This is a genomic window from Brevundimonas sp. (assembly GCF_024711105.1).
Classification (GTDB): Bacteria; Pseudomonadota; Alphaproteobacteria; order Caulobacterales; family Caulobacteraceae; genus Brevundimonas.
Genome location: NZ_JANJTL010000139.1, coordinates 1 through 25365, shown reverse-complemented (window position 1 = coordinate 25365; position 25365 = coordinate 1). Strand labels below are relative to the sequence as shown.

The window sequence follows — 25365 nt, the reverse complement described above, 5'->3', positions numbered from 1 at the left end:
GATGCGCTATCGTCCGTTTGGCCGCTCCGGAAACGCCGTCTCGGCCGTCACCCTCAACCTCGGCGACGCGACCCTGGCCCGCGGTCGCGCCGGAGCCCGTGATCTGGTCGTTGCGGCCATGGAACATGGGGTGAACACCTTCCATCTGGAGTGCGCGGACCCTGTCCTGGCCGAGCTGGCCGGCTCAGCCATGGCGGCGGTCGACCGCCGGCTGGTCTTCCTCGCCGTGCGCATCGGGCAGCGAACCGAGCGCGGCCGCCGCGTTCGCGACTTTTCACCGGAGTCGCTAACCGCATCGATCGACCAGGTGCTGGCCGCCTCGCGCCTCGGCCACATCGACCTGGTGCTGCTGGACGAGCCGGCCGTCGATGAACTGCCCCAGGCCACCCTCTCCGCGCTCAAGGCCCTGCGTTCTGCCGGTTCCGTCCGCATGCTCGGCGTGGCCGGCGACGAGGACGTGATGGACGCCTACGTCTCGACGAATGCCTTCGACGTTCTGGTCACGCCCTTCAACGTCGAGGCGTCCTGGGCGACGCGCAACCGCATTCGCGCCGCCGTCGAACGCGACATGGCCGTCATCGGCTACGACTATTTCCCGAAGACCCTCTCCAGTCCGAAGAAGGCCGAGACGCATGGCCAGCCCAAGCGCGGTCTGTTCGGCCTGGGCGGGCCGAAGAAGGATCCCATCTTCAAGGGCGTCGGCACCTTCGCCTTCCTGCACCAGACGCCGAACTGGACGGCCGAGGAGATCTGCCTCGCCTACGCCCTGACCGAGCCGACCCTGTCGACGGTGCTCATCGACACCGCCGACGACAAGCGGCTGGAGGAACTCACCGCCATACCGGATCGCGACTTGCCGCCCGGCCTGCCGGCCCAGATCGAAATGGCGCGGGTGAACCAGGCTGCCCAAGCCAAGTCGGCTTGACCCTGAGGGTCGCGGCGCCTAGCTGAAGGCCTGATCCGAAAGGCCCCTCCCGTGACCGCCGAAGCCACCCCAGAGCCCGTCCGCGCCTTCATCGACAAGACCGTGGCGGACCATCCCGTCGTCCTCTTCATGAAGGGCTCGCCCGACATGCCGCGCTGCGGCTTCTCCTCGCTCGTGGTCCAGGTGCTGGATCACCTCGGCGTCGAGTTCGTCGGCGTCGACGTGCTCCAGGACGAGGGCCTGCGCGAGGGCATCAAGACCTACAGCGACTGGCCGACCATCCCGCAGCTATATGTGAAGCAGGAGTTCGTGGGCGGCAGCGACATCGTCAAGGAGATGTTCCAGTCCGGGGAGCTTCAGACGCTGCTCGGCGAAAAGGGCGTGCTGCCGGCGTGAGGCGCGAGCTCCAGCCGCGAGACGACCGCGAGGTCTTCGTCGTCCCCCTGCAGGTCACGGACGCCGACATCGACGAGAACGGTCACGTCAACAACGTGGTCTATGTCCGCTGGCTGCAGGACGTGGGCACGGCGCACTGGACCGCCCGCTTCGACGCCGACACCCGCGCCCTCTGGTCGTGGGTCGCTTCGCGCCACGAGGTCGATTACTTCCGCGCCCTGCCTCCGGGTTCAGCGCCCGTCGCCCGCACCTGGGTCGGCGATCCCCAGGGCGCCCGCTTCAATCGCTATGTCCGGATCGAGAACGAGGCCGGCCAGCTATGCGCCCAGGGCGTCTCGGAATGGGTGCTCGTGGACGCCCGCACCATGCGGCCGGCCCGGATCCCGCCAAACATGCTGACCCCGCTGGCGGGCTGAACTGCGAAGGCCCCCTCCGGGGCCCCCTGATCAGTCCTCGTGGTGCTCCGAGCCGTGCTGTCGGTCGTGAGGATGCGGATGGTCGTCCGCGGCGATGACGATACAGCCGGCCAGCAACGGCGCGGCGACAAGGATGGCGAGAGCGATACGCAGCATTTGGGTCCCCTTGGCTTGCAAGCGTGACCGCAGCTTACGGCCAAGCTGGTTGAACCGCACGTGAACGATCCGAAAGGCGCAAACGAAAAGGCCCCGGATCGCTCCGAGGCCTTCGTCTTTCAGCCGGGTCGCTACGCTTAGGAGGCGTAGTATTCGACGACCAGGTTCGGCTCCATCTTCACCGGGTACGGCACTTCGGCCAGTTCCGGCACGCGGACGAAGCGGACCGAGAAGCCGCGGTCGCCGATTTCCAGATAGTCGGGAACGTCACGCTCCGACGACTGCTGGGCTTCGAGCACCAGGGCCATGTTGCGGGACTTTTCCTTGACCTCAACGACATCGCCGATCTTCACGCGGTAGGAGGCGATGTTCACCTTCTTGCCGTTGACGGTCACGTGGCCGTGGTTGACGAACTGGCGGGCGGCCCAGGGGGTCGGGACGAACTTGGCGCGGTAGACGACGGCGTCCAGGCGCTGCTCGAGCAGGCCGATTAGCAACTCGGAGGTGTTGCCCTTGCGGCGGGCGGCCTCGTCGTAGGTCTTGCGGAACTGCTTCTCGGTCAGGTTGCCGTAGTAGCCCTTCAGCTTCTGCTTGGCCTTCAGCTGCAGGCCGAAGTCAGAGACCTTGGACTTGCGGCGCTGGCCGTGCTGGCCGGGGCCGTAGGACCGCTTGTTGACCGGGGACTTCGAGCGGCCCCACAGGTTTTCACCCATGGCCCGGTCGAGTTTGTACTTGGCGCTGTGGCGCTTGGACATGACGTCACTCTCTTCTTGATGCGGCCCGGCATCCCCACGATCGGGAATGCGATCTCAACGGCGGTCCACGCATCGTCCGTAATAGAACGCGCCCGGACTTGCGGGTCCGGGCGTGAAGGCGCGGCTTATGACGGCCGCAGGCCGCAAAGTCAATCCTGAGAGGCCTGCGCGCGTTTGGCCAGCACCCGACCCCGCCCCTTCGACAGCGCCACGATCATGCCGCGCATCATCCTGACCTCCTGGGCCGACAGGCGCGCACGCCCGAACAGGGCCCGGATGGCCCGGACCATGGTCGGCTTCTTCTCCGGCGGGTGGAAAAAGCCGCCGTCCTCCAGCTCTGCCTCCAGGTGGCCGAACATGCCCTCGAGCTCGCCCTGCGGCGCGGGCGCTTCGGCCTCTCCCAGGATGGCCGGCGCGGCCGCGTCGACGCCCAGCCGCCATTCGTAGGCGGCCAGCGCCACTGCCTGGGCCAGGTTCAGCGACTTGTGCCGCTCGTCGACCGGAATGGTGATGATCCCCTGGCAGAGCACCAGTTCGTCGGTCTCAAGCCCCGTGCGCTCTCCGCCGAACAGCAGGCCGACAACCTGGCCTGCGCGGACCTCCGCGTGCAGACCCTGCATGGCCTCGCGCGGGGTGCGGACCTCCATGCGCAGATCGCGCGGACGGCCGGTGGTGGCCCAAACGACCTGCAAATCGGCAATGGCCTCCGGCACGCTGGCGAAGACCTTCACTCCGTCGAGCACCCAGTCCGCGCCTGACGCCGCCGCCCAGGCCCGGTCCTGCGGCCAGCCGTCGCGCGGACTGACCAGCCTCAGTTCTTCCAGGCCGAAGTTGGCCATGACGCGCGCGACCGCGCCGATGTTCTCGGCCAACTGCGGCTTGTCGAGGATGACGACGGGCGGACGCATCAGGCGGCGAATCTCACGAGCGCCCGCACGCCGGGCTCGCCGGACTGGTACTCGATCTTGGTCTTCAGGTCCTTGGCCATGGCCGCCACGATGGCTCCGCCCAGCCCAGTGCCCTTGGGCGGCCCGCCGCTGAGGCCCACGCCATCGTCCTCGACTACCAGCCGCGCCTCATTCGCGATCTCGTCCAGCCGTACGCGAATCTCGCCGCCCTGACCCTTCGGATAGGCGTACTTCACCGCGTTGGTGACCAGTTCGGCCACCAGCACGCCGACCGCGACGGCCTTGTCCGTGTTCGTCACGACGGGCTGGGCCTCCACCTCGATCGTCGGCGCGCCCGGCTCGGCGCACAGGGACTGGCGCAGCTCTTCCGCAAGCGCGGTCAGATAATCGTCGAGCGCCACCTCCCCGACCTCAGCCGAGGTATAGAGACGGCGGTGCACCTGCGACACGGCCTCGATCCGCGCCTGTGTGGCGCGCAGGGCTTCCTTGGCCTCTGGATCGTCGAGGCGGCGGCTTTGCAGCGAGATAAAGCTGGAGACCAGCTGCAGGCTGTTTCCGACGCGGTGGTTCACTTCGCGCAGCATGGCCTCGGCCCGGTCGCGCGCCTGGCTGAGATCGGCGGTCCGCGCCTCCACACGGGCCTCCAGTTCCTCGTTGGCGCGCGCCAGGCGATCCTGCGCCTGATGGAGCGCGGCCAGATACCGCCATATCAGCCACACGCTGGCGCCCCCGATCAGAACCACCAGCCCTGTCCCGAACGTCGCGAAATAGAGGCTCGCTCTCGAAGCGTTCTCCACCGTACCGGCCTGATCGCGGAGCTGGTCGAGTTCGAAAGCGTCGACCTCCTGGAGGCGGTGGCCGATGCGCGCCGCCAGATCGGCGCCGCGGCCGGACCGCACCACCATGAGGGCGGCGTAGGCCTGACCCGAGCGTGCGTTGCGCACGATCTGCTCGCTCAGGGCCAGTTGCTCGGCCAGTAGGGGACTGATGGCATCCAGGCGGCGGACCTGGTCGGGATCCTCCGCGACCAGCTCTCTCAGCTGGATGAATGACTCACCAGCCCGGGCCCCCGCGTCCTCGGCCGCCCGGGCATGGCCGTCCTCGCCGGTTAGCAGGAAGGCGCGGTGCTCGGCCTCATTACGTGCAAGGCTGGTCTCCATCGCGCCGATCGTCGCGCGTACATTGCGGGTGTGCTCGACCCGTTGAAGCTGGCTGTCGAGCAGGCTCGACGACCAGATCGACACGCCATTGATCGCGATCAGCAGCAGAAAGCCGACAGCGAGCAGGGCCAGCACGCGAGGGCCGAAACCGCGCTGCTCGGCTCTGGTCAGAAGGACGCGAAGCGACATGCCGCGTCGCTAGCGCGTCCCTGCGCCCTAGACCACCCCGACCGTCTTGAGCCGCGCCCGCGGATGCACCTCGTTCTGGCTCATCACCACGGTCTGACCGCGGAAGCGCTCGATGATCGACCGGACATAGGGACGGATGCCCGGGCTGGTCAGCAGCACCGCCGCCTCCCCCATCTGCGCTGCCCGCTCGAAGGTGTCGCGCACGGCGCGGATGAAATCCTGCAGGCGTGACGGCGCCATGGCCAGCTGGCGTTCCTCGCCGTTGCCGACCATGGCGTCGGCGAAGGCGGCCTCCCATTCCGGGGACATGGTGATGATCGGGAGCTGACCGTCGGGGGATTGGTTCTGCCAGCACAGCTGTTTGGACAGCCGCGAGCGCACGTGCTCGACCAGATTGGTCACGCTTGCCGTATGCGGCGCGGCCTCGGCCAGGCCTTCGAGGATCGTCGGCAGGTCGCGGATCGACACACGCTCGCGCAGCAGGGCCTGCAGGACGCGCTGAATGGTGGTGGTGGTCACCACCGACGGCACAAGGTCCTCGACCAGCTTCTTCTGCTCGGTCGGAAGCTCCTTCAGCAGCTTCTGCACCTCCGCATAGGACAGCAGGTCCGGCATGTTGTCCTTGAGGATCTCGGTGAGGTGCGTCGTCAGCACCGTCGAGGGATCGACGAGGGTGTAGCCCCTGAACGTCGCCTCTTCGCGCAGCCCCTCGTCGACCCAGGTGGCGGGCAATCCGAAAGCGGGTTCACGAACATGCTCGCCCGGCAGGTCGACCTGACGGCCGTTCGGGTCCATGGCCATCAGCTGGCCGAGGCGCACCTCGCCCGACCCGGCCTCCATCTCCTTGATGCGGATGGCGTAGCCCTGGGTCGCCAGCCGCATGTTGTCGAGGATGCGCACGGGTGGCATCACAAAGCCGAACTCGGCCGCAAGCGTGCGCCTCAGCGCCTTGATCTGGTCGGTCAAGCGGCGGCCCTCGAGGTCGTTGATCAGACTGAGCAGAGCGTAGCCAAGCTCGATCTTCACGTCGTCGATAGCCAAGGCATTGGAGATTGGCTCCTCGGCCGGTTCCGAGGGCGCGCTGGTCTCGATCACGGGTTCGGGCTCGAGCCGCTTGCGTCCCTGACGCCAGGCCAGCACCCCCGCGCCCGCCGCAATGGCGGCGAAGGGCAGCAGCGGCATGCCCGGGATCAGGCCGATCACGCCGGCCGCAGCCGACACCATGCCCAGGCTGACGGGGTTGGTGGCCAGCTGGGTGACCATCGCCTTGTCGGCCGAGCCCTCGACCCCCGCCTTGGACACCAGGAATCCCGCGGCGATCGACACGATCAGGGCCGGCACCTGGGTGACGAGGCCGTCGCCGATGGTCAGGACGACGTAGGAGTTCGCGGCGTCGCCCGCCTCCATGCCGTGCTGGAGCATGCCGATCAGGATGCCGCCGATGGCGTTGATGGCGGTGATGATCAGGCCGGCGACCGCATCGCCGCGCACGAACTTCGAGGCGCCGTCCATGGCGCCGAAGAAGGTCGATTCCTGCTCCAGCTCCTTGCGGCGGCGCTTGGCTTCGTTCTCGTCGATCAGGCCGGCCGACAGGTCGGCGTCGATGGCCATCTGCTTGCCGGGCATGGAGTCGAGCGTGAAGCGCGCGCTGACCTCGGCGATCCGGGTCGAGCCCTTGGTGATCACGACGAAGTTCACCACCAAGAGGATCGCGAAGACGATCAGCCCGATGACGAAGCTGCCGCTCATCATCAGATTGCCGAAGGCCTCAATGATCTGACCCGCGCTGGCGGTGCCTTCGTGACCGTGGGACAGCACCAGGCGCGTCGAGGCCAGGTTCAGGCCCAGCCGGAACAGGGTCGCGACCAGCAGCACCGTCGGGAAGACCGCGAAGTCGAGCGGCTTCTTGATCAGCAGCGCCGTCATCAGGATCAGCACCGACGACATGATCGAAATGGCGAGGAGCAGGTCCAGCACCATCGTCGGGATCGGGACGATCAGCAGGACGACGATGAGCAGGACGCCCAGCGCCATCGCCACTTCGCCGCGATAGAGCCAACCCCAGACCTCGCGGCCAGTCGGCCGCTGAGCGTTGAAATTTGCCAGTGCGTCAGACAAGGCCGGACGACCTCGCGATTATAACCCCTATGCCACGAGCAGCGATCACGATCAGGCCGCGCTCAGGCCGCTTTGCGGCGCCGGCACGGAGACGCCGGCGGCGGTGTACTCGTTCAGCTTGTTGCGCAGCGTGCGGATGGAAATGCCGAGGATGTTGGCGGCATGCGTCCGGTTGCCGAGACAGTGGTTCAGCGTGTCGATGATCAGCGCCTGCTCCATCTGAGCCACGGTCTGGCCGACGAAGGCGCGCGACACGGCGTCCGCGGCCTGGGCGGCGCGGCCGGCCGGGCCTTGGTCCAAGGAGGCGAGCGGCTTGCCGTCCGGCAGGCTGATGGCGTGCTCGTCGATCTCGGGGCCGTTGGCCAGCAGCACCGCGCGGTGCATGGCGTTTTCCAGCTCGCGCACATTGCCGGGCCAGGCGTGGGCCCGCATCCGCGCCTGGGCGGTCTGGGACAGGGGGCGGTGCGGCATGCCGTTGGCGGCCGCGTACTTCTTGACGAAGTGCTCGGCCAGGGCCGCGATGTCGGCGGGCCGCTCGCGCAGCGCGGGCAGGCGCAGGTTCACGACGTTCAGGCGATAGAGCAGGTCTTCGCGGAAGGTCCCCTCGCGCACGGCGCGGCCGAGGTCGCGGTTGGAGGTTGCGATGATCCGGATGTCGACCTTGACCGGCTTGGAACCGCCGACGCGGTCGATGACGCGCTCCTGAATGGCGCGCAGCAGCTTGGCCTGCAGCCGGGCGTCCATCTCCGAGATTTCGTCCAGCAGCAGGGTGCCGCCGTCGGCCTCCTCGAACTTGCCGATCCGGCGGGCCACGGCGCCGGTGAAGGCGCCCTTCTCGTGCCCGAACAGCTCGCTTTCGAGAAGATTGTCCGGGATGGCCGCACAGTTGACGCTGATGAAGGGACGTTCGGCCCGTCGCGAGTTCTGGTGAAGGTAGCGCGCCATCACCTCCTTGCCGACGCCGCTTTCGCCGGTGATCAGCACGGAGGCGTCCGAGCGGGCGACTTGGTCGGCCAGGCGGATGACCGCCTCCATGGCCGGGTCGCGGGTGACCATGGGCCGCTCGTCCTCGGCCACCGCCGAAAGGATCGCCGCGATCAGGTCCGCCTCGGGCGGCAGTGGGATGAATTCCTTGGCCCCGGCCTTGATGGCGGCGGACGCCTTTTCCGGATCCGCACCGACCCCGCAGGCCACCACCGGCACGTGGATCCGCTCGGCCTCGTTGGCGGCAATCAGCCCCGCGATGTCGAGGTCGTAGTCGACCATCAGGAGGTCGGCCCCCTGCCCTCGGCGGAGCGTGTCCGTCGCCTGGTCCGTGCGCTCGACGTGGCTGACGCGGGCGCCCTGCGCCATCGCCATCTTCACGGCGGCGGCGAGCTGTCCGCTCAGTCTTCCGACCACCAGTAGCCGCATGTTCCAGTCTCCTAAGGCTTACGCTCGGGGCCGTTCAGGCCGCGGTGTCTTCGGTCTTGATGATTTCGGTCATGGTCACGCCCAGGCGTTCGTCGACGACGACGACCTCGCCCCGGGCGACCAGGCGGTTGTTCACATAGATGTCGATGGCCTCGCCGACCTTGCGGTCCAGCTCCAGCACGCTGCCCTGGCCGAGCTTCAGCAGCTGGGCGACGCTCAGCGACGCCTTGCCGAGCACCGCCGAGATGCCGACCGGCACGTCGAACACGGGCGCCAGGTCGGTGGCCAGCTTGGGCTCGCCGCCCTCGACGGTCGCGACCGCCGTGCTTTCCGGAAACTCCTCCAGCGGGAGATCGGTGTCGGCCATTAGAAGTCTCCTGAGGGATGGTCGGCCTCGGCCGCGAGCGCGGCCTGCAGGGCGTCGCGCACGCGCTGGGCGGCGGCGTCGGGATCGTATTCGGCGCGGCCGTCCGGCCACTCGATGACGAAGGCGGCAGGGCCCAGGCCCGGCTCCTCGCGCAGCAGCACGCGGCCCGGTAGCCCGGCGTCGTTGGCGGCCTTTTCCAGCATGGCGGCGAGGTCTCCGTCGGCGCCCGAGGCGCGCACCACCAGCCGGGCGGCGCCGTCGATCTCGGCCGACAGGGCCTCCAGAGCGGCGTTCAGCGGCGCGCGCGGCAGGCGGGCCAGGGCGACGGAGGCCACGGCCTCGCCCGTGGCCAGCGCCAGCTCGGCGGCCTGGGTCCGGTGGGCCTCGATCACGTGGTTCAGCAGCGGCAGCGCCTGGCGGCAGGCGTCGGCGATGTCGGCCAGCGCCTGGGCGCGGCGGCCCTCGTCGCTCATCCGCTGGGCGGCCTGGCCCTCGGCGAAGGCCTCGGCCTGCAAGGCCTCGACCTCGGCGGCGAGATAGGTCCGGCGCGGCCGCGGGGCCGCGGACGCGACCACCCGGCCCGCTTCGTCGAAGCAGGTGTCGAAGCCGAACTTCTGGGGTGCGGTGAGGGCCATCAGTAGATCAGCTCGTCATCGCCGCCCTGGCCGGCGAGCATGATCTCGCCCTTGGCGGCGAGGTCCTTGGCGACCTGCACCATGGCCATCTGGGCGTTGTCGACATCCTTGAGGCGGACGGGCCCCATCGACTCCATGTCCTCGCGCATGATCTTGGCGGCGCGTTCCGACATGTTCGAGAAGAACAGCTCGCGCAGGCTGTCGGACGCGCCCTTCATGGCGAGCGCCAGCTGGTCCTTCTCGACCGCGCGCAGCAGGGTCTGGATGCCGCCGGGGTCCAGCTTGGAAAGATCCTCGAAGACGAACATCAGGGCGCGGATGCGTTCGGCGGACTCGCGGTTGCGCTCTTCCAGGGCCGTGACGAAGCGGCTTTCGGTCTGGCGGTCGAAGTTGTTGAAGATCTCCGCCATCATCTCGTGGCTGTCGCGCTTGGAGGTGCGGGCCAGGTTCGACATGAACTCGGTCCGCAGCGTCTGCTCGATCTTGTCGAGGATCTCGCGCTGGACCGGCTCCATGCGGAGCATCCGCTGGACGCACTCGAGCGCGAAGTCTTCCGGCAGCGCCGTCAGGACGCGCGAGGCGTGCTCGGCCTTGATCTTGGACAGGACCACCGCGACCGTCTGCGGGTATTCGTTCTTGAGGTAGTTGGCGAGCACCACCTCGTTCACATTGCCCAGCTTGTCCCACATGGTCCGGCCGGCCGGACCGCGGATTTCCTCCATCAGGCCTTCGACCTTCTCGGCCGGCATGAAGGAGGCGAGCAGGCGCTGGGTCTGTTCGAAGCTGCCCATGATCGAGCCGGCGCCGCCGACGCCCGACACGAACTCGATCATCAGGTCCTCGACCACATTGGCCTGGACCGTGCCCAGCGTGGCCATGGCCTGGGAGATCTCCTTGATCTCCTCCTCGTCGAGGTTCTCCCAGAGCCGGGTGTGATCCTCACCGAGGGCGAGCAGGATGACGGCCGCCTTTTCCGGCCCGGTCAGTCGCCGGGCGTCGTCGACGCTCGCCTTGCGGGTGACCAGGCGCGCCATCAGGTTTCGTGCACCCAGTTGCGCAGGATGGCGACCGACTCATCCGGATGGCTCTCGACGAAGTCGGAGACCTTCTTGACCGAACTCGCCTTCACCTGTCCCTCGATACGGGCGATGTCGAGGCGCTGGTCCATCTCGCTGGGCGGCAGGAGCTGCGGCGCGCCTCCGCTCGCGGCTTGCAGGAGTTGCTGTCCGCCTGCGGCCGGAGCGCCGGGCAACGCCTGGGGCGCCACGCCCGCGATCGCCAGCTGCCCCCCGGCCCCGCCGCCGCTGGCCGCCTTCACCAGCGGCCGCAGGACGAAGAAGATCATCAGCGCGCCGACGACGAGGAGCACCAGCAACTCGACCGCCCGCATGATGTCGTTCCGATCGAAATCGAACATCGACCCGGCGGACTCGGCTCCGCCGTCCGCGATGGCGGGACGGGCGAAACGGACGTTGACCACCTCGAGTTGGTCGCCGCGCTCCTGATTGAAGCCCATGGCCGAGCGGACCAGGGACTGGATCCGCTCCATGTCCTCTTCAGAGCGTGGCGCATAGGCGGGTTCGCCCTCGCCGCCGGACGCCGGCGTCAGCACGCCATCCACCGCCACGGCCACCGAGAGCCGTTCGATGGCGCCCGGCTCGCGCACCGTGGTCGTCGTCGTCGAAGAGATTTCGTAGTTGGTGGTTTCGGTCGTGTCTCCGGAGCGCGAGGACGGTCCGCTGACGCCCGCCTCGGCCACGCCGCCATCAGGCAGTTGGTCTTCGATCGAGGCCGTGCCGCCCTGCCCGCCTTCATTATCCTCGGCAGTCGACTCCGAGGTCGAGGACGAGCGGACGACCTGGCCGTCGGGATCGTACTGCTGCTGCTGGATCGTCTGGCGGCTCTCGTCGATTTCGGCGGACACCTGCACACGCGCCGCGCCGGGTCCGACCACGCCCTCCACCAGTTCGGTCAGGGTCCGTTGCAGCCGCTGCTCGATCTCGGCGCGCCGCTCAGAGGCCAGGGCGCCGGAGAATCCCTCGCCCTCCCCGCCGGCGGCGAGCAGCCGATTGTTGGAGTCGACGATCGTCACGCGATCGGGGCGAAGGCCGGTGACGGCGGTCGCTACCAGCTGCTGGATGGCGCGGATTTCCTCGCCCGACAGTTCGCGGCCGCCGGTGTCGATGGTCACCGAGGCGGTGACCGGCGCCGCCTCCTGCTGAAACAGCTGGCGCTCCGGCAGGGCGATCAGGACGCGAGCGGAGTTCACCCCGCGCATCGACATGATGGTTCGCGCGATTTCGCCCTCGATGGCGCGCTTGCGATTGAGGTTCTGCTGGAACTCGGTCTGGCCGAGCGCCGACTGGGTGTCGAACAGCTCGTAGCCGACGCTGCCGGAGGTCACGAGGCCTCGGTCGGCCAAGAGCAGCCGCGCCGTGCCGACCTCGTCGCGGTTGACCATGATGGTCGAGCCGTCGCCGCGCGTCTCATAGGCGATGCCCGCCTGGTCGAGCGCCGCGGTGACCTCGGAGGCCTCGCGCAGGTCGAGATTGGAATAGAGCAGAGAGCTGGGCGGCTGGCCGACCCGCAGCATCACCGCCACGAGCACGGCCGCAACGCCCGCCGCCACGCCTGCGAGGGCCGCCAACCGGCCGACCCCGAACCTTTGCAACGCCGCCGAAAAGCCGCCCACGCGCCCCGCCCTCACACGGAATCGGCGGACCGACTCCAACTAGGCAGAAAGTGCCGCCCGGGTGGTAAACGCGCCCTTAATCGAACACTTAAGGAACGGCGTTAGGCGGCGCAGCGCGCCTCCCCGGCCGCCTTGATCCGCGCCTCGGCGACCGAGTCGGCCACTTCCGACGTCGGGCGGTTCTCGGCGGCGGACCGCTCGAAGACCTCCTCCAGCGTCTGCATCAGGCGCACCAGCTTGCCGTCGACCCAGTTCCAGTCATAGGTCCCGCCGGTCTGGCGCGCCTTCAGCTCGGAGGCGACGTTGATGATGCCGCCGCCGTTGACCACGTAATCCGGCGCATAGAGCACGCCGGTGTCATGCAGGCGCTGGCCGATCTCGGAGGTGGCCAGCTGGTTGTTGGCCGCCCCGACGATGGCCTTGGCCTTCAGCCGCGGCAAGGTGTCGGGGTTAAGCGTCGCGCCCAGGGCGCACGGCGCATAGATCTCGGCATCGACGTCGTAGATGGCGTCCGGCGCCACGATCTCGGCATTGGTCCGCTCCGCGACCTCGCGCAGCGTCTTCTCGTTGATGTCGGTGACGATCAGGCGGGCGCCGGCTTTGTGCAGCTTCTCGGCCAGATAGGCGCCGACGTGGCCAGCGGCGCCCTGCACCGCGACGGTCAGGCCGTTCAGGTCGTCCTGCTTCCACAGGCGCTTGGCGGTCACGAGCGTGGAGCGGAACACGCCCTCGGCGGTGACCGGGCTCGGATCGCCCGAACCCCAGGGACCATCCGACAGGCCGAGCACGTACTCCGTCGCCTTGCGGGCCTCGGCGATGTCGGCGACCGAAACGCCCACGTCCTCGGCGGAGTAGTAGCAGCCGCCAAGGGTGTTGATCGCGCGTCCGAACGCCTGGAACAGTTCCGGCGTCTTCTGGGCCTTGGCGTCGCCGATGATGACCGACTTGCCGCCGCCCATCTCCAGGTCCGCGACCGCGTTCTTGTAGGACATGCCGCGCGACAGGCGCAGCACGTCGGTCAGCGCCTCTTCTGAAGAGGCGTAGTTCCACATGCGGCACCCGCCGACGGCCGGGCCGCGGGCGGTGGAGTGGACCGCGATGATGGCCTTCAGGCCCGTCGCTTCATCGTAAAACGCGTGGACGCCTTCGTGTCCCCGGAAGGACGGCGAATCGAAGAGGGTCATACAGAACCCGCTGATCTGTTGAGGGGGAAGGTTCGTTGGGGCGCCCCATACGCCCGCGCTTCCGGAAGGGCAAGCGCGGCCGGGCAAGTTAACGTCGATCACTCCCGCGGGATCGGTCCGGCTCCCGAGGGCCAGGGCGCGGCCGGATCGCGGATGAAGGCCAGCACATCGGCCATAACAACCTCGGCCTCGTCGTCGCGGACCAGAAGGTGGTGACCCTCCGGATAGAAGGCCTCCCGCGCGTGCGCGGGCAGATTCTGCAGGGCGAGCTTGGTCGGCTCCATCGTGATGATCTGGTCCCGCCCCCCGTAGAGATAGGCCATCGGCGCACGGACCCGGGCCAGGTCACGGCTGCCCGCCTCCATCATGTTGACCAGGCCATAGAGGGCGTCGAACCGGGTGCGGGTCAGGAAGCCGGGATCACGACCCATCCGATAGAGCTCCAGAAAATTGTCCGAGGCGTAGATGTCGCGAACGGCGAACTCCGGCGGCTCGACGGCTGTCTCGCCGAGCAGGCGCGCCGCCACCCAGAGGGCCGCGCGATTCGGCAGCGGCTGGGCCGACCATCCCCAGACGGCGGGCGCCAGCAGCACGACCCGGTCCGCATCGGGCGGTCGATCAGAGGCGAAGGCGGCGATCGCCACCGCCGATCCCAGGCTCTCGCCGACCACGGCGACCGTCGCGCCGGGATGGCGCGCCCGCACCAGCGCCACCAACGTGCGCAGGTCCTCGGTCAGCAGCGCCTCGCCCGCCCAGACGCCGCGCCCGGGCGAACCGCCGAAGCCGCGCTGATCGTAGGCGTAGGTGACTACACCCTGCTCGGCCCACCATGGTCCCGCCATATGCCAGGTGCGGCGGTTGTCGTTCATGCCGTGGACCGCGACGATCACGGCCCAGGTCTGGCCGCTCGGCCGCCAGACGCTCATCGGCAGGCGCGCGCCGTCGTGGCTGACGAAATGATCGGCTTCCAGCCTCGGTCCCGTGAAATCGGGGGAAACCGGCAGGGGCGACTGCATCGCCGGCGCGCAGGCGCCGAGCGTGGCGAGCATCAGCAACAGTCCGGCGATCCGCCTCATGGCTTCAGGATAGCCCGCACCCGCGCGCGCAGGTAAGGCAGGACCTCGTCCTCGAACCACGGATTGCGCTTCAGCCAGGCGGTATTGCGCCACGACGGATGGGGCAGCGGGAGGATCTCCGGGCCATAGTCCCTCCACGCGGCGACCGTCTCGGTCATGTTCCCCTTCACGCGCTGACCCAACGCCCAGGCCTGGGCGTAGCCGCCGACCAGCAGGGTCAGGTCCATGCGCGGCAGGGTCGCCAGCAGGCGCGGCCGCCACAGCTCGGCGCAGCGCGCCGGCGGCGGGAAGTCGCCGCCCTTCGGATTGGTCCCGGGAAAGCAGAAGGCCTGTGCGGCCACGCCGATCCGGCGGTCGGCGTAGAAGGTCTCGTAGTCCAGGCCCATCCACTGGCGTAGCCGGTCGCCGGAGGGATCGGTGAACGGCAGGCCGCTCTCGTGCACGCGCCGGCCCGGCGCCTGACCGCAGATCAGCAGCCGCGTTTCGGGGAACACGCGTACGACCGGCCGGGGCGCGTGCGGCAGGTCGCCCGCGCAGGCGCGGCAGGCGCGAATGTCCGCAAGGACGGCCTCAAGCTCAGTCGAGATCGTCGTCCTCGGCGGGCTTGGGTGGCAGGGCGGCCCGGGCGGCGGCGGCTTCTTCGTCCGTCGGCAGGCGAAGGCGGATGACGCCCTTCATCTTCGAAGGATCGATCGGCTTGCCCTTCTTGGTGATGGTCAGCCGGCCCTGGCGCATCAGGCCCAGCGCCGTAGCCTTCACCTTGGGCAGCATGCGCTGCCACTGATCGGGCTGCAGGTCCTTGGCCACCTCGGCGGGCTCGATGCTCTTTCCGCCGACGCCCTTGGGGTCCGCCTTGGCCAATTTTTCGAAGATGGCCGCTTCGATGGGGTCGCTCATCGTCCCTATATGCTGCATTGCAGCAGCAAGAAGAAGGCGGAGCCCGCATGGTTGCCAAGCGCACGGTCACGGAAGGCGAGTTCGCCGGCTGGCAGATGTACGACCTGCACGACACCTTCGATCAGGTGGTCGGCCCCTTCTACTTCCGGCCCGATCCGGATGGGCGGATGCGCTGCGCCTTCCGCGCCGAGCAGAAGCACATGAACGCCGGCCAGCGGATGCACGGCGGGTGCCTGATGACCTTTGCGGACATCGCCCTGTTCCAGACCGCCTATCAGGAGATGGAAGGCTCTTCGGGTGTGACGGTCCAGCTGGACTCCACCTTCGTGGACGCCGCCCGCGTCGGTGATCTGGTCGAGGCGACGGGCGAAGTCGTCCGCGCCGGCAAGAGCCTGATCTTCGTGCGCGGCCAGATCACCTGCGGCGAGCGCACCCTGATGACCTTCTCAGGCGTCATCCGGAAGTTCGACCGGCGCGGCTAGGCGGCCTGCTTGCGGCTTTCGTCCTCAACCATCGCCAGGGTGAGCCCGCCTGCCCCCGCCGCAGCCAGGTAGAGCGCCGTTCCGCCCATCAGCTGGAACGCCAGGGCCCCGAGGATCGCGCCGAAGGTGAGGCCGGCCCAAAGCCACAAGTGGGGCAGGAAGGCCCAGCGCTCGCCGCCACGCGCCGCTGCCGCCAGGGCGTGACCAAGCTTGACCAGAGCGCCGGTCATGTAGGTCAGGCCGACTCCGACCTCTCCGTTGCGAAGGAAGACGGCGTTCTCCACTCCCATGGCGACGACCATCAACCCCGCCGTGAGGCCCACCGGCGCTCCGAGCGACGCCGAGACGGCCGCGGCCAGCAGCAGTGCGGTCTCCAGCATCAGGACTCGCACCGGCGCGCCCCGATTTCCGCCTGCGGCCATCGCGCCGAGGAAGGCCCCGCCAACAAAGCCCGCCAGCAGCCCGAGCGCGCCCAGCGCCAAGGCCCCGTCGCCGATGGACAGGCTGGCCGCGAGCCGGGTCGAGTTGCCGCTCATGAAGGAGACGAACAGGCCCCCAAGCAGCAAAAAGCCGATGCTGTCGACGAAGCCGGCGAGCGCGGCGAGCCGCACCGCCAGGCCGCGCTCATGCTGCTCCAGCGCCCTCAATCGGCGACCATTCCCGCCTTCGCCGCCGGCCGCGCCTTCAGCGCCTCGCGCCAGCGCGCCACGTTCTGGAAGGCCGGATCGGGCCGGTACTTCACAAGCCGCCCAAAATCGATGCCGACGTAGGCCACCACGTCCGCGACGGTGATCCGGTCGGCGGCGACGAACTCGCGGCCCTCCAGCTGTCGGTCGAGCACCTTGAGGAAGCGCTCGGCCGTCGCCTTGTTGTACTCGGCCACCGCCGGCTGCGGCGCCTCGAGCGCCGACAGCGCAGGATGGCTGAAGCGGGTGAACAGCATCAGCGGATTGGCGAGATACATCTCCGCCCGGCGGGTCCACATCTCGATGACCGCCATCTCGAGGGGATCGCGGCCGAACATGTTGGGCTCGGGGTAGAGACTCTCCAGGTACCGGCCGATGGCGATGGACTCGGTGATGCAGGCGCCGTCATCCAACTCCAGCGACGGCAGGTGCGACAGGCCGGCCCGGGCCCGGTATTCCGGCGTGCGGTGCTCGCCCGCCAGCAGGTTCACGGGCACGATCTCGATGTCGGTGATCCCCTTCTCCGCCATGATCCAGCGCACCCGGCGCGGATTGGGCGCCATCACCGTGTCGTAGAGCTTCATCAGGCCGATCTCCGTTTCTTTTCGAAACGTAGTCCTAGAAGACGGCGGCAGGCAAGGCCCCGACGACGGCGGCGCTCATCAGGGTGGCCAGGAAGCCCGCGAACAGGGCCCTCCAGACCAGACCCAGCACCTCCTCGCGCCGATCCGGCATCAGCACCGACAGGCCGGTCACGGTGATGCCCACCGAGCCGATGTTGGCGAAGCCGCAGAGCGCATAGGTCATCAGCATCCGCGTCCGCTCGCTCATTTCCCCGGCCGGCACATTGCCCAGCTCGATGAAGGCCACGAACTCGGTCAGGGTCAGCTTGACGCCGAGCAGCCAGCCGGCCTTGCCCGCCTCCTCCCAGGGCACACCCGTCAGCCAGGCGACCGGCATGAACAGCCAGCCCAGCATCCGCTCCAGCGTCAGCGGCGCATCGAACAGCCAGAGGCCCCCGATCATGATGTTGACCAGCGCCACGAGCGCCACGAAAACAATGAGAACCGCCGAGATGTTCAGCACGACCATCAGGCCGTCGGCCGTGCCCTTCACGATGGCGTCGATGGCGGAATCGTACTTCAGGGCCGAGCCGTAGTCGGCGTGGGCCCCGCCCTCACCCTCCTTTTCCGGCAGCATGATCCGCGCGAGCGCCACGCCCGCGGGCGCCGACACGATCGAGGCCACCAGCACGTGCCCGGCCGCATTGGGCAGCACGCCCGACAGGATGGCCGCATAGGCCACCATGGTGGACCCCGCCACGGTCGCCAGCCCGACCACCATCAGCAGGAACAGCTCGGACCGGGTCAGCCTGTCGAGATAGGCCCGGATGACGATCGGGCTTTCGATCATGCCCAGGAAGATGTTGGCTGCGACGGCCAGCGCCGAGGCGCCGCCCAAGCCCATAGTCCGCTGGAACAGCAGACCGAAGCCTTGGGTGACCCACTTCAGGATCCGCCAGTGCCACAGCAGCGCCGACAGCGCCGAGATCACCAGGATCAGGGGCAGCACCTCGAACGCGAAGACGAACAGGGCCCGGTCGTTGGCGACGACGTAGGGCTGATCCCCGCCCCCGAGATAGCCGAAGATGAATTGCGTCCCGCGTCGCGTTGCCGTGGCCAGGGCGTCGACCGATCCTGTGATCGCCCCAAGCACCACCTCCGAGCCCGGCACACCGAAGACCAGCAACACCAGAAACGCCTGGACCGCCATCGCCCCGAGCGTCAGCCGCCAGGGAAAACGCGTGCGGTCCTCGGACATCAGCCAGCAGACGCCGATGATGACCGCCAACCCCAGCAGGCTCTGCAGATTGTGGAGGCTGAACAAGCGTCAGGACTCCCGCAGACCCATCGAGGCCATGGCGTCCGCGATCGCCTGCCGCCGTTCCTCGGGCGAACATTCGAACCGGTCACACAGCCCATTGATGGTTCGCCGCATGGTCTCCGGGATGAGGGCCCGGGTCATCTCGATGATCTGCGGCGTGGCCTCCAGCGACTTGCGCATGACCGATTGGCCGACTGGGCTCTCGTAGAAGTCGACGAGCGCCTGAAGCTCCTCGGTCGTGTAAATATCGGCGTAGAGCGACGACATGCGCTCCAGCATCGCCGACATCATCCAGTCCATGGTGTCTGCCATGACCTCGTCGAAGATGATGCGCTCCTCCCCGGACATGCCCGCCGTTTCCGGTCCCGGGAAGGCCTGCATGATCTGGGTCATCTGATCGGCGAGTTGTTCCCCCTGCATGGCCTCGATCGCACGCTCCGCGAGCGCCAGGCGGTGGGCCCGGTCGTCGGCCTCCTGCGCCGCGGCCGCGACGGGCGCGGCAAGAATGAGCAGCCCCGCAAGGGCGCTAAGCATGAACCGCATGGAATCCCTCTCCCTCGTGGACGAGAGGATGCATGCCCCGGCGCTGGCCGCAACGAAAATGGCCCCGGAGATCGCTCTCCGGGGCCACGTTCTGGTCCAACGTCTCCGCCGATCAGGCGCCGATGGAGGCCGGATCGATCTTGAAGCCCGGGCCCATCGTTGAGGACAGGCTGATGCGCTTCACATAGGCGCCCTTGGCGCCCGACGGCTTGGCCTTGTTCAGGGCGTCGATCATGGCCGTGATGTTGGCGGTCAGGGCGTCTTCGGTGAAGCTCGCCTTGCCGACGCCGGCGTGGACGATGCCCGCCTTCTCGACGCGAAACTCGACGGCGCCGCCCTTGGCGTCCTTGACCGCCTGGCCGACGTTCGGGGTCACGGTGCCGACCTTCGGGTTCGGCATCAGGCCGCGCGGGCCCAGCACCTTACCGAGACGACCCACCAGGCCCATCATGTCGGGCGTGGCGATGACACGGTCGAAGTCCATGAAGCCGCCGTTGATCTGCTCGAACAGGTCCTCGGCGCCCACATGCTCGGCCCCGGCCGCGCGGGCCTCCTCAGCCTTGGCGTCCTTGGCGAAGACAGCGACGCGAACGTCACGGCCCGTGCCCGAGGGCAGGTTCACCACGCCGCGGACCTGCTGGTCGGCGTGACGCGGGTCGACGCCCAGGTTCACGGCGATCTCGACGGTCTCGTCGAACTTGGCCTTGGCGTTGGCCTTGACCAGCTTGACGGCCTCGGCGAGCGGAAGCGGGTTCTCGCGGTCACCGGTCCAGGCCTGGATACGCTTGGGTTGCTTGGCCATCTCGATCAGCCCTCCACCTTCAGGCCCATCGCGCGGGCGGAGCCTTCGATGATCTTCGCCGCGGCGTCGATGTCGTTGGCGTTGAGATCCTTCATCTTCTTCTCGGCGATCTCGCGCAGCTGGGCGCGGGTGATCTTGCCAGCGGTCTCGCGGCCCGTCTTGGAGGCGCCCGACTTAATCTTGGCGGCCTCCTTCAGGTAGTGGGTCGCGGGCGGGGTCTTGGTGACGAAGGTGAAGCTCTTGTCCTGATAGACGGTGATGACCGTCGGCAGGGGCGTGCCCTTCGCTTCCTTTTCCGTGCGCGCGTTGAATTCCTTGCAGAAACCCATGATGTTGACGCCGCGCTGGCCCAGCGCCGGCCCGATGGGCGGCGAAGGCGTGGCGGAGCCGGCAGGCACCTGCAGCTTGATATAGCCCAAGATCTTCTTGGCCATTGGCTGTCTCCAGTATGCGACGGCTAGTCAAAGCCGCCTATGTGGCCGTGGTTCGGGCAGCCCCTCCCACGGATTTGATCGCGGGCCGAAGCTCGCGAAGGCGCGGCGTTTATCAGACGCGGGGGTCCAAGGCTAGCCCGCCCATTCCAGGGCGAACCCGTGCGGGTGTCCCCGCGCGAGCACGCGCCGCTCTCCACCCGGCCAGACCGTCAGGCTCAGTTCCGCCCAGCGGCGGCCGTCGGCGTCGGGGGCCTCGGCGGCTTCGTAGGACAGCCAGGCCAAGGGAGCTTCGGGCGTGGCCCTTTCCCCGGCCCGCGCCAGATGGGCGACGACACGTGAGCGGCCCGCTGACGGGAAATACTGAAGCGCGATGGTGTGCATGACGACGCGGCAGACGCCCGGCGCCGGATCGGGCGAAAGCCGCCGCTCCAGCCAGTCGGCGCCGTCGGCGGCCTCGACCGGCGGCGGGTGCGCCCGCGCGATCTCCAGCGCCGCCTCCAGCCGGGCCAGCCGGTCGCGCTGATCGGCCCAGACATAGGCGAGCAGCCGTTCGGCGGTCTCCGGCCGAGTGGCGTCCAGGGGATTGAGGTCGACTCCCCGGCGCGAGGCCACCACGATCTCAGCGCGGGGCGGCGGCGGGCCGCGCCAGTCAGGCGTCAGCCGTACGGCGGAGGTCGCGTCGCCGGCGGTCACGCCGCCCAGGTCGAGGGCGTAGCGGTCCAGATTGAGGTTCAGCCCCGCGCTGCAGCCGAGCTCGTACAGGTCGAAGGGCAGGCCGAACCGATCGGCCAAGACCAGCAGGCCCGCCGCCAGCGGACCGGACCGGCCGACTTCGTTGGTCTGCGGCGGGCTGTCGAGCCAGGCCAGGATGAAGTCCCCGGTCTCGTTGAGCGCCGTCTCGATCGCGCGCCAAAGGACCTCATCCGCCGGCGTGCGCGCGGGCGGCCAGGCCTCGGCCACGGACGCCGGACGGCTCCGGCGCGCGCGGGCGTGCAGGGCGCCGGCGAACCTAAGCGGCAGGGCGTCTGCGTTGGGCCTCGGGTCACCGGGCCAGTCGAGCACGCGCCGGCCCACGGCCGTCGACCGGCCCAGCCGCTCCGCCACGAGCTCGCAGACCGTGGCGGTGAAGGGCGAGCCCAGGCCGGCGCAGATGCGGGCCTGCTCATGGAAGGCGGAGCGGACCGCCGCCTCGGTCACAGCTTGCCGAGCGCCACGACATAGACCTCCGACGAGTCCTTGCGGCTCGCCTTCGGCTTGATGAAGCGGACGTCGGTGAACTCGGCGCGCAGCCGCTCCAGCACGCCGCCGGCGTCTCCGCCCTGGAAGTTCTTGGTCACGAAGGCGCCGCCGGGTTTCAGCGTCCGGATAGCGAAGTCGGCGGCGATCTCGATCAGGGCGATGATCTTCAGGTGGTCGGTTTGGCGGTGGCCGACGGTGTTGTGGGCCATGTCCGACAGCACCAGATCGGGAGCCCCGCCCAGCGCCTCGATCAGCCGGTCGTCCACGCCCGGGTCGGTGAAGTCGGCCTGGATGAGCACCGCGCCGGGGATCGGGTTGATCGCCAGCAGGTCCACGCCGACGACGGCCGAGGCCCCCTGCTTCAGCGCCACCTGCACCCAGCCGCCGGGCGCCGCGCCCAGGTCGACCACGCGCGCGCCCTTCTTGATGAGGCCGAGCCGCTCGTCCATCTCGATCAGCTTGAAGGCGGCGCGCGAGCGCCAGCCCTCGGCGCGGGCGCGTTCGGACCAGGGGTCGGCCAGCTGGCGCTTGATCCACTGCTGGCTGGACAGGCTCTTCTTGTCGGCCGTCTTGATCTTCTGGCCCATGCCGCGGCCGGCCTCGGTCCCGCCCGAGGGCGGGCGCACCATGCGGCGGCGTTCCGGTTCATCGCTCATGGCCGGGCTCTAGCACGACCGGCTTGTCCTTGCTCGCCTGCGACGAAGGCGCGATAGGGACCGCCCGCCCGAATCCGCTAGACTCCCCGAATGGCCAAGCCAGAGCCCATCGACGACCTGTTCAGTTCGCTCTCCTCGCCGGAGCCCGCGCCCGAGCCGACGACGCCCCAGGCGCTGTCGCGTCCCGAGCGCGCGCCCGCGCCGGAGCCGGTCGTGCCTACCCCGACGGGCGGCGGCTATTCGGCCGCCTCGATCGAGGTGCTGGAAGGGCTCGAGCCGGTCCGCAAGCGGCCGGGCATGTACATCGGCGGCACCGACGAGCGTGCGCTGCACCACCTGTTCGCCGAGGTGCTCGACAACTCGATGGACGAGGCGGTCGCCCGCCACGCCAAGCTGATCACCGTCGAACTGGACGCCGAGGGCTTCCTGGCCGTCACCGACGACGGCCGGGGCATTCCGGTCGATCCGCACCCGCGCCACCCGGACAAGTCTGCGCTCGAGGTGGTGATGACCGTGCTCCACTCGGGCGGGAAATTCTCGGGAAAGGCCTATGAGACGTCCGGCGGCCTGCACGGCGTGGGCGTCAGCGTCGTCAACGCCCTGGCCGAGCGGCTGGAGGCGACGGTCTGGCGCGATGGCTTTGAACACCGGCAGCTCTTCTCGCGCGGCAAGCCGCTGACCGGCACGGAACGGGTCGGCCCCTCGCGCAAGAAGGGCACGCGCATCCGCTTCAAGCCGGACGACGAGATCTTCGGCGCGGGAGCGGCCTTCAAGCCGGCGCGGCTGTATCGCATGGCCCGCTCCAAGGCCTATCTGTTCCGCGGCGTGACCATCGAGTGGAAGCTCGCCGCCGAACTGGCCAGCGAGCAGATCCCCGAGCGCGCCACCTTCCACTTCCCGAACGGCCTGGCCGACTATCTCGCCGAGCGTATCGGCGAGCAGGAGACGGTCACGCCGGCCTTCTTCGGGCGCGTCGAGCGCAAGGGCGACGCCGGGGCGGTCGAGTGGGCCGTGACCTGGAGCCCGGCCGGCTTCGGCGACCACGACAGCTTCGTTCAGTCCTACTGCAACACCGTGCCGACACCCGACGGCGGCACGCATGAGGCCGGCTTCCGCGCCGCCCTGGTCAAGGGTCTCAAGGCCTATGCGGAGCTCACCGGCGAGAAGCGCGCCGGCATCCTGACGGCAGAGGACGTGATCGCCCAGGCCGGGGCCCTAGTGTCGGTCTTCATCAAGAACCCCGAATTCCAGGGCCAGACCAAGGATCGGCTGTCCTCGTCCGACGCCCAGAAGCTGGTCGAGGCGGCGCTGCGCGACCCCTTCGACCACTGGCTGACCGAAAGCCCTCAGCGGGCCAACGCCTTGCTGGGCTTCGTGCTGGAGCGCGCCGAGGAACGCCTCAAGCGCCGCAAGGACAAGGAGGTCGCCCGCGCCTCAGCGACCCGCAAGCTGCGCCTGCCCGGCAAGCTGGCCGACTGCTCCCAGACGGCGGCGCAGGGCGCCGAGCTCTTCATCGTCGAGGGGGACTCGGCGGGCGGCTCGGCCAAGCAGGCGCGCGACCGCGCCTCCCAGGCCATCCTGCCCCTGCGCGGCAAGATCCTGAACGTCGCCTCGGCGTCCGGCGACAAGGCGCGCCAGAACCAGGAGCTTTCGGACCTGCTTCTCGCGCTCGGCGTGCAGACCGGCTCGCGCTTCCGGCTCGAGGACCTGCGCTACGAGCGTATCGTCATCATGACCGACGCCGACGTGGACGGGGCCCACATCGCGAGCCTGCTCATCACCTTCTTCTATCGGTCGATGCCGGAGCTGATCCGCTCGGGCCGGCTGTTCCTGGCCATGCCGCCGCTCTATCGCCTCAGCCACGGCGGCAAGACCGTCTACGCCCGCGACGACGCCCACAAGGACGAGCTGATGGCCACGGTCTTCAAGGGCAAGAAGCCCGAGATCGGCCGCTTCAAGGGCCTGGGCGAGATGAACCCGTCCCAGCTCAAGGAAACCACCATGGACCCGAAGCGGCGCACGCTGGCCCGGGTCGTGGTCGAGCCCGGCCACGAGGCCCAGATTGACGACCGCGTCGAGACCCTGATGGGCCGCAAGCCGGAACTCCGCTTCCGTTTCATTCAGGAACACGCGGCCTTCGCCGCCGAGGATCTGGACGTCTAAGGCAGGCCCGCGACTGCTCCGCTTGCGGATTTTCGACGCATCCACAGGCCGCCTGAAACTGTCCCCGTTCATCGGCACGACCGCCCCTGCCGCAGGGGCGTGCGATGGGTAAACCGTTAACGCCATGAACGCCGCGCTTGCGACCCTGACCTATCCCGCGCCCGAGCCTGTCGGCGCAGCCCTGCCCCACAACCTGGAGGCGGAACAGGCCGTGCTGGGCGCGATGATGTTCGACAACGCCGTGTCCGAGCGGCTGAACGACAAGCTGCGCGGGCACCACTTCTACGAACCGTTCCACCAGCGGCTGTTCGACGCCATCGAGGACCACATCCGCCAGGGCCTGTTGGCCGAGCCGACCATCCTGATGGAGCGGTTCAAGCGTGATCCGGCCTTCGAGGAACTCGGTGGCGTCCGCTATCTCGCCGATCTCGTCGACCGCGCTCCGCCCGCGGCGCATGCGCCCGACTACGGCCGGCTCGTCTATGACCTGGCGCTGCGCCGCGACCTGATCCGCATCGGCGGCGAGATCATGAAGGAGGCGCCCAACCCCGAGCGGGACGCCAAGGACCAGATCGAGCTCGCCGAACAGTCACTCTACACCCTGGCCGAGACCGGGGCGTCCTCGACCGGCTTCGTCGCCTTCTCTCACGCGCTTGCGGGCGCGGTCGACATGACCGCCGAGGCCTTCCAGCGCGACGGCGGCCTGGCGGGCCTGGCCACGGGCCTTGTGGACCTCGACCAGAAGCTGGGCGGTCTCTATCCATCGGACCTACTGGTGCTCGCCGGGCGCCCCTCGATGGGCAAGACCGCCCTGGCCACCAACATCGCCTTCAACGTCGCACGCAACTATCGCTGGGAGCCGACGCCGGAGGGGCGCAAGACCGTCTCCGGCGGGGTTGTCGCCTTCTTCTCGCTCGAAATGAGCGCCGAGCAGCTGGCCCTGCGTATCCTCGCCGACGCGTCGGGCGTCTCGTCCGACCGGCTCCGCAAGGGTGAGATCGACGCGTCGGAGTTCGGCCGCGTCCGGGACGCCGCCATCGAGATCGGCGAAGCCCCACTGTTCATCGACGCCACCGGCGGCCTGCCGATCGGCAAGCTGGCGGCCCGCGCGCGCCGCCTGAAGCGCGCCCAGCAGGGCCTCGACCTCATCGTGGTCGACTACCTCCAGCTCGCCACGGCGGTCGGGGAC

At 68.8% G+C, this 25365-nt stretch carries 28 protein-coding genes; 6 read left to right on the top strand and 22 right to left on the bottom strand.

All coding sequences use genetic code 11. From position 1 onward, the window contains the following. The first annotated feature begins 1 nt into the window (after window position 1). From Q0M60_RS10675 to Q0M60_RS10665, 3 genes are read left to right on the top strand one after another with little or no spacing between them, the layout of a single operon-like run. Window positions 2-925 (top strand): aldo/keto reductase, encoded by a 924-nt coding sequence (locus Q0M60_RS10675; RefSeq protein WP_296819122.1) that lies wholly within the window; start codon window positions 2-4, stop codon window positions 923-925. 51 nt (window positions 926-976) lie between these two features. Continuing rightward, entirely contained in the window at window positions 977-1321 is a 345-nt protein-coding gene (gene grxD, locus Q0M60_RS10670; protein ID WP_296819120.1) for a Grx4 family monothiol glutaredoxin, read from the top strand. Next, window positions 1318-1737 carry a thioesterase family protein gene (locus Q0M60_RS10665; protein WP_296819118.1) on the top strand — a complete coding sequence of 140 codons (420 nt, stop codon included), beginning with the start codon at window positions 1318-1320 and terminating at the stop codon, window positions 1735-1737. The genes grxD and Q0M60_RS10665 overlap by 4 nt, the downstream gene beginning before the upstream one ends. A gap of 30 nt (window positions 1738-1767) precedes the next feature. Here Q0M60_RS10665 and Q0M60_RS10660 read toward each other — a convergent pair whose 3' ends face one another. The 14 genes from Q0M60_RS10660 to Q0M60_RS10595 all read right to left on the bottom strand — a co-directional run bounded on the left by Q0M60_RS10660 (window position 1768) and on the right by Q0M60_RS10595 (window position 15287). Continuing rightward, complete coding sequence (locus Q0M60_RS10660; RefSeq protein WP_296819116.1) at window positions 1768-1893, bottom strand: hypothetical protein; 126 nt, start codon at window positions 1891-1893, stop codon at window positions 1768-1770. Between the two features lie 137 nt (window positions 1894-2030). Continuing rightward, window positions 2031-2648, bottom strand: coding sequence for a 30S ribosomal protein S4 (rpsD, locus tag Q0M60_RS10655; RefSeq protein ID WP_296819113.1), 618 nt, complete (start codon window positions 2646-2648; stop codon window positions 2031-2033). A 149-nt stretch (window positions 2649-2797) separates the two neighbouring features. Next, window positions 2798-3556 carry an RNA methyltransferase gene (locus Q0M60_RS10650; RefSeq protein WP_296819110.1) on the bottom strand — a complete coding sequence of 253 codons (759 nt, stop codon included), beginning with the start codon at window positions 3554-3556 and terminating at the stop codon, window positions 2798-2800. After that, window positions 3556-4905 (bottom strand): histidine kinase dimerization/phosphoacceptor domain -containing protein, encoded by a 1350-nt coding sequence (locus tag Q0M60_RS10645; protein ID WP_296819108.1) that lies wholly within the window; start codon window positions 4903-4905, stop codon window positions 3556-3558. The genes Q0M60_RS10650 and Q0M60_RS10645 overlap by 1 nt, the downstream gene beginning before the upstream one ends. 27 nt (window positions 4906-4932) lie before the next feature. Continuing rightward, window positions 4933-6939, bottom strand: a complete 2007-nt coding sequence (flhA, locus tag Q0M60_RS10640; protein WP_296819218.1) for a flagellar biosynthesis protein FlhA — start codon at window positions 6937-6939, stop codon at window positions 4933-4935. A 135-nt stretch (window positions 6940-7074) separates the two neighbouring features. After that, on the bottom strand, window positions 7075-8436 hold the full coding sequence (locus tag Q0M60_RS10635) for a sigma-54 dependent transcriptional regulator (RefSeq protein ID WP_296819106.1): 1362 nt from the start codon (window positions 8434-8436) through the stop codon (window positions 7075-7077). Between the two features lie 34 nt (window positions 8437-8470). Beyond that, window positions 8471-8803, bottom strand: coding sequence for a flagellar motor switch protein FliN (gene fliN / locus Q0M60_RS10630; protein WP_296819104.1), 333 nt, complete (start codon window positions 8801-8803; stop codon window positions 8471-8473). Next, the gene (locus Q0M60_RS10625) at window positions 8803-9438 is read right to left on the bottom strand and encodes a flagellar assembly protein FlbE (RefSeq protein WP_296819102.1); all 636 of its coding nucleotides are present in this window, start codon (window positions 9436-9438) and stop codon (window positions 8803-8805) included. The genes fliN and Q0M60_RS10625 overlap by 1 nt, the downstream gene beginning before the upstream one ends. Next, window positions 9438-10472: a flagellar motor switch protein FliG gene (fliG, locus tag Q0M60_RS10620; protein ID WP_296819100.1), complete on the bottom strand. Its 1035-nt coding sequence runs from the start codon at window positions 10470-10472 to the stop codon at window positions 9438-9440. The genes Q0M60_RS10625 and fliG overlap by 1 nt, the downstream gene beginning before the upstream one ends. Continuing rightward, window positions 10472-12130 (bottom strand): flagellar basal-body MS-ring/collar protein FliF, encoded by a 1659-nt coding sequence (fliF, locus tag Q0M60_RS10615; RefSeq protein ID WP_296819098.1) that lies wholly within the window; start codon window positions 12128-12130, stop codon window positions 10472-10474. Before fliF ends, fliG begins: the two co-directional genes overlap by 1 nt. A 101-nt stretch (window positions 12131-12231) precedes the next feature. Then, window positions 12232-13314, bottom strand: a complete 1083-nt coding sequence (locus Q0M60_RS10610) for a Glu/Leu/Phe/Val dehydrogenase (RefSeq protein ID WP_296819097.1) — start codon at window positions 13312-13314, stop codon at window positions 12232-12234. Between the two features lie 98 nt (window positions 13315-13412). Further along, entirely contained in the window at window positions 13413-14390 is a 978-nt protein-coding gene (locus tag Q0M60_RS10605; RefSeq protein WP_296819096.1) for an alpha/beta fold hydrolase, read from the bottom strand. Next, entirely contained in the window at window positions 14387-14977 is a 591-nt protein-coding gene (locus Q0M60_RS10600) for a uracil-DNA glycosylase family protein (RefSeq protein WP_296819216.1), read from the bottom strand. The genes Q0M60_RS10605 and Q0M60_RS10600 overlap by 4 nt, the downstream gene beginning before the upstream one ends. Next, entirely contained in the window at window positions 14967-15287 is a 321-nt protein-coding gene (locus Q0M60_RS10595; RefSeq protein WP_296819094.1) for a DUF3253 domain-containing protein, read from the bottom strand. The genes Q0M60_RS10600 and Q0M60_RS10595 overlap by 11 nt, the downstream gene beginning before the upstream one ends. Before the next feature lie 47 nt (window positions 15288-15334). On the opposite strand from Q0M60_RS10595, the gene Q0M60_RS10590 reads away from it, so the two are divergent. Further along, on the top strand, window positions 15335-15769 hold the full coding sequence (locus tag Q0M60_RS10590) for a PaaI family thioesterase (protein WP_296819092.1): 435 nt from the start codon (window positions 15335-15337) through the stop codon (window positions 15767-15769). Here Q0M60_RS10590 and Q0M60_RS10585 read toward each other — a convergent pair. From Q0M60_RS10585 to Q0M60_RS10550, 8 genes are all read right to left on the bottom strand, one after another. Continuing rightward, on the bottom strand, window positions 15766-16416 hold the full coding sequence (locus Q0M60_RS10585; RefSeq protein ID WP_366855833.1) for a YoaK family protein: 651 nt from the start codon (window positions 16414-16416) through the stop codon (window positions 15766-15768). The genes Q0M60_RS10590 and Q0M60_RS10585 overlap by 4 nt on opposite strands. Continuing rightward, entirely contained in the window at window positions 16413-17039 is a 627-nt protein-coding gene (locus tag Q0M60_RS10580) for a glutathione S-transferase (RefSeq protein WP_296819089.1), read from the bottom strand. Before Q0M60_RS10580 ends, Q0M60_RS10585 begins: the two co-directional genes overlap by 4 nt. A gap of 34 nt (window positions 17040-17073) precedes the next feature. Next, entirely contained in the window at window positions 17074-18342 is a 1269-nt protein-coding gene (locus Q0M60_RS10575) for a nucleoside transporter C-terminal domain-containing protein (RefSeq protein WP_296819087.1), read from the bottom strand. Window positions 18343-18345: 3 nt separating this feature from the next. Next, window positions 18346-18882, bottom strand: coding sequence for a DUF2059 domain-containing protein (locus Q0M60_RS10570; RefSeq protein ID WP_296819084.1), 537 nt, complete (start codon window positions 18880-18882; stop codon window positions 18346-18348). A gap of 112 nt (window positions 18883-18994) precedes the next feature. Beyond that, window positions 18995-19684 carry a 50S ribosomal protein L1 gene (gene rplA, locus Q0M60_RS10565; protein ID WP_296819081.1) on the bottom strand — a complete coding sequence of 230 codons (690 nt, stop codon included), beginning with the start codon at window positions 19682-19684 and terminating at the stop codon, window positions 18995-18997. 5 nt (window positions 19685-19689) lie between these two features. Then, window positions 19690-20118, bottom strand: a complete 429-nt coding sequence (gene rplK / locus Q0M60_RS10560) for a 50S ribosomal protein L11 (protein ID WP_296819079.1) — start codon at window positions 20116-20118, stop codon at window positions 19690-19692. Between the two features lie 132 nt (window positions 20119-20250). After that, entirely contained in the window at window positions 20251-21315 is a 1065-nt protein-coding gene (locus Q0M60_RS10555; RefSeq protein ID WP_296819077.1) for a DUF2332 family protein, read from the bottom strand. After that, window positions 21312-22013 (bottom strand): RlmE family RNA methyltransferase, encoded by a 702-nt coding sequence (locus Q0M60_RS10550; RefSeq protein WP_296819074.1) that lies wholly within the window; start codon window positions 22011-22013, stop codon window positions 21312-21314. Before Q0M60_RS10550 ends, Q0M60_RS10555 begins: the two co-directional genes overlap by 4 nt. A gap of 90 nt (window positions 22014-22103) precedes the next feature. On the opposite strand from Q0M60_RS10550, the gene parE reads away from it, so the two are divergent. Continuing rightward, on the top strand, window positions 22104-24176 hold the full coding sequence (gene parE / locus Q0M60_RS10545; RefSeq protein ID WP_296819072.1) for a DNA topoisomerase IV subunit B: 2073 nt from the start codon (window positions 22104-22106) through the stop codon (window positions 24174-24176). 124 nt (window positions 24177-24300) lie between these two features. Then, a partial coding sequence (locus Q0M60_RS10540; RefSeq protein WP_296819069.1) for a DnaB-like helicase C-terminal domain-containing protein occupies window positions 24301-25365 on the top strand: 1065 nt, incomplete at its 3' end.

What these genes read in the sequence shown, in the direction of transcription:
- Q0M60_RS10675 (WP_296819122.1), top strand. Translation starts at nt 2, where the DNA reads ATGCGCTATCGTCCGTTTGGCCGCTCCGGAAACGCCGTCTCGGCCGTC.
- Q0M60_RS10660 (WP_296819116.1), bottom strand. Translation starts at nt 1,893, where the DNA reads ATGCTGCGTATCGCTCTCGCCATCCTTGTCGCCGCGCCGTTGCTGGCC.
- rpsD (WP_296819113.1), bottom strand. Translation starts at nt 2,648, where the DNA reads ATGTCCAAGCGCCACAGCGCCAAGTACAAACTCGACCGGGCCATGGGT.
- Q0M60_RS10650 (WP_296819110.1), bottom strand. Translation starts at nt 3,556, where the DNA reads ATGCGTCCGCCCGTCGTCATCCTCGACAAGCCGCAGTTGGCCGAGAAC.
- Q0M60_RS10645 (WP_296819108.1), bottom strand. Translation starts at nt 4,905, where the DNA reads ATGTCGCTTCGCGTCCTTCTGACCAGAGCCGAGCAGCGCGGTTTCGGC.
- flhA (WP_296819218.1), bottom strand. Translation starts at nt 6,939, where the DNA reads ATGGCGCTGGGCGTCCTGCTCATCGTCGTCCTGCTGATCGTCCCGATC.
- Q0M60_RS10635 (WP_296819106.1), bottom strand. Translation starts at nt 8,436, where the DNA reads ATGCGGCTACTGGTGGTCGGAAGACTGAGCGGACAGCTCGCCGCCGCC.
- fliN (WP_296819104.1), bottom strand. Translation starts at nt 8,803, where the DNA reads ATGGCCGACACCGATCTCCCGCTGGAGGAGTTTCCGGAAAGCACGGCG.
- Q0M60_RS10625 (WP_296819102.1), bottom strand. Translation starts at nt 9,438, where the DNA reads ATGGCCCTCACCGCACCCCAGAAGTTCGGCTTCGACACCTGCTTCGAC.
- fliG (WP_296819100.1), bottom strand. Translation starts at nt 10,472, where the DNA reads ATGGCGCGCCTGGTCACCCGCAAGGCGAGCGTCGACGACGCCCGGCGA.
- Q0M60_RS10610 (WP_296819097.1), bottom strand. Translation starts at nt 13,314, where the DNA reads ATGACCCTCTTCGATTCGCCGTCCTTCCGGGGACACGAAGGCGTCCAC.
- Q0M60_RS10605 (WP_296819096.1), bottom strand. Translation starts at nt 14,390, where the DNA reads ATGAGGCGGATCGCCGGACTGTTGCTGATGCTCGCCACGCTCGGCGCC.
- Q0M60_RS10595 (WP_296819094.1), bottom strand. Translation starts at nt 15,287, where the DNA reads ATGAGCGACCCCATCGAAGCGGCCATCTTCGAAAAATTGGCCAAGGCG.
- Q0M60_RS10590 (WP_296819092.1), top strand. Translation starts at nt 15,335, where the DNA reads ATGGTTGCCAAGCGCACGGTCACGGAAGGCGAGTTCGCCGGCTGGCAG.
- Q0M60_RS10580 (WP_296819089.1), bottom strand. Translation starts at nt 17,039, where the DNA reads ATGAAGCTCTACGACACGGTGATGGCGCCCAATCCGCGCCGGGTGCGC.
- Q0M60_RS10570 (WP_296819084.1), bottom strand. Translation starts at nt 18,882, where the DNA reads ATGCGGTTCATGCTTAGCGCCCTTGCGGGGCTGCTCATTCTTGCCGCG.
- rplA (WP_296819081.1), bottom strand. Translation starts at nt 19,684, where the DNA reads ATGGCCAAGCAACCCAAGCGTATCCAGGCCTGGACCGGTGACCGCGAG.
- rplK (WP_296819079.1), bottom strand. Translation starts at nt 20,118, where the DNA reads ATGGCCAAGAAGATCTTGGGCTATATCAAGCTGCAGGTGCCTGCCGGC.
- Q0M60_RS10550 (WP_296819074.1), bottom strand. Translation starts at nt 22,013, where the DNA reads ATGAGCGATGAACCGGAACGCCGCCGCATGGTGCGCCCGCCCTCGGGC.
- parE (WP_296819072.1), top strand. Translation starts at nt 22,104, where the DNA reads ATGGCCAAGCCAGAGCCCATCGACGACCTGTTCAGTTCGCTCTCCTCG.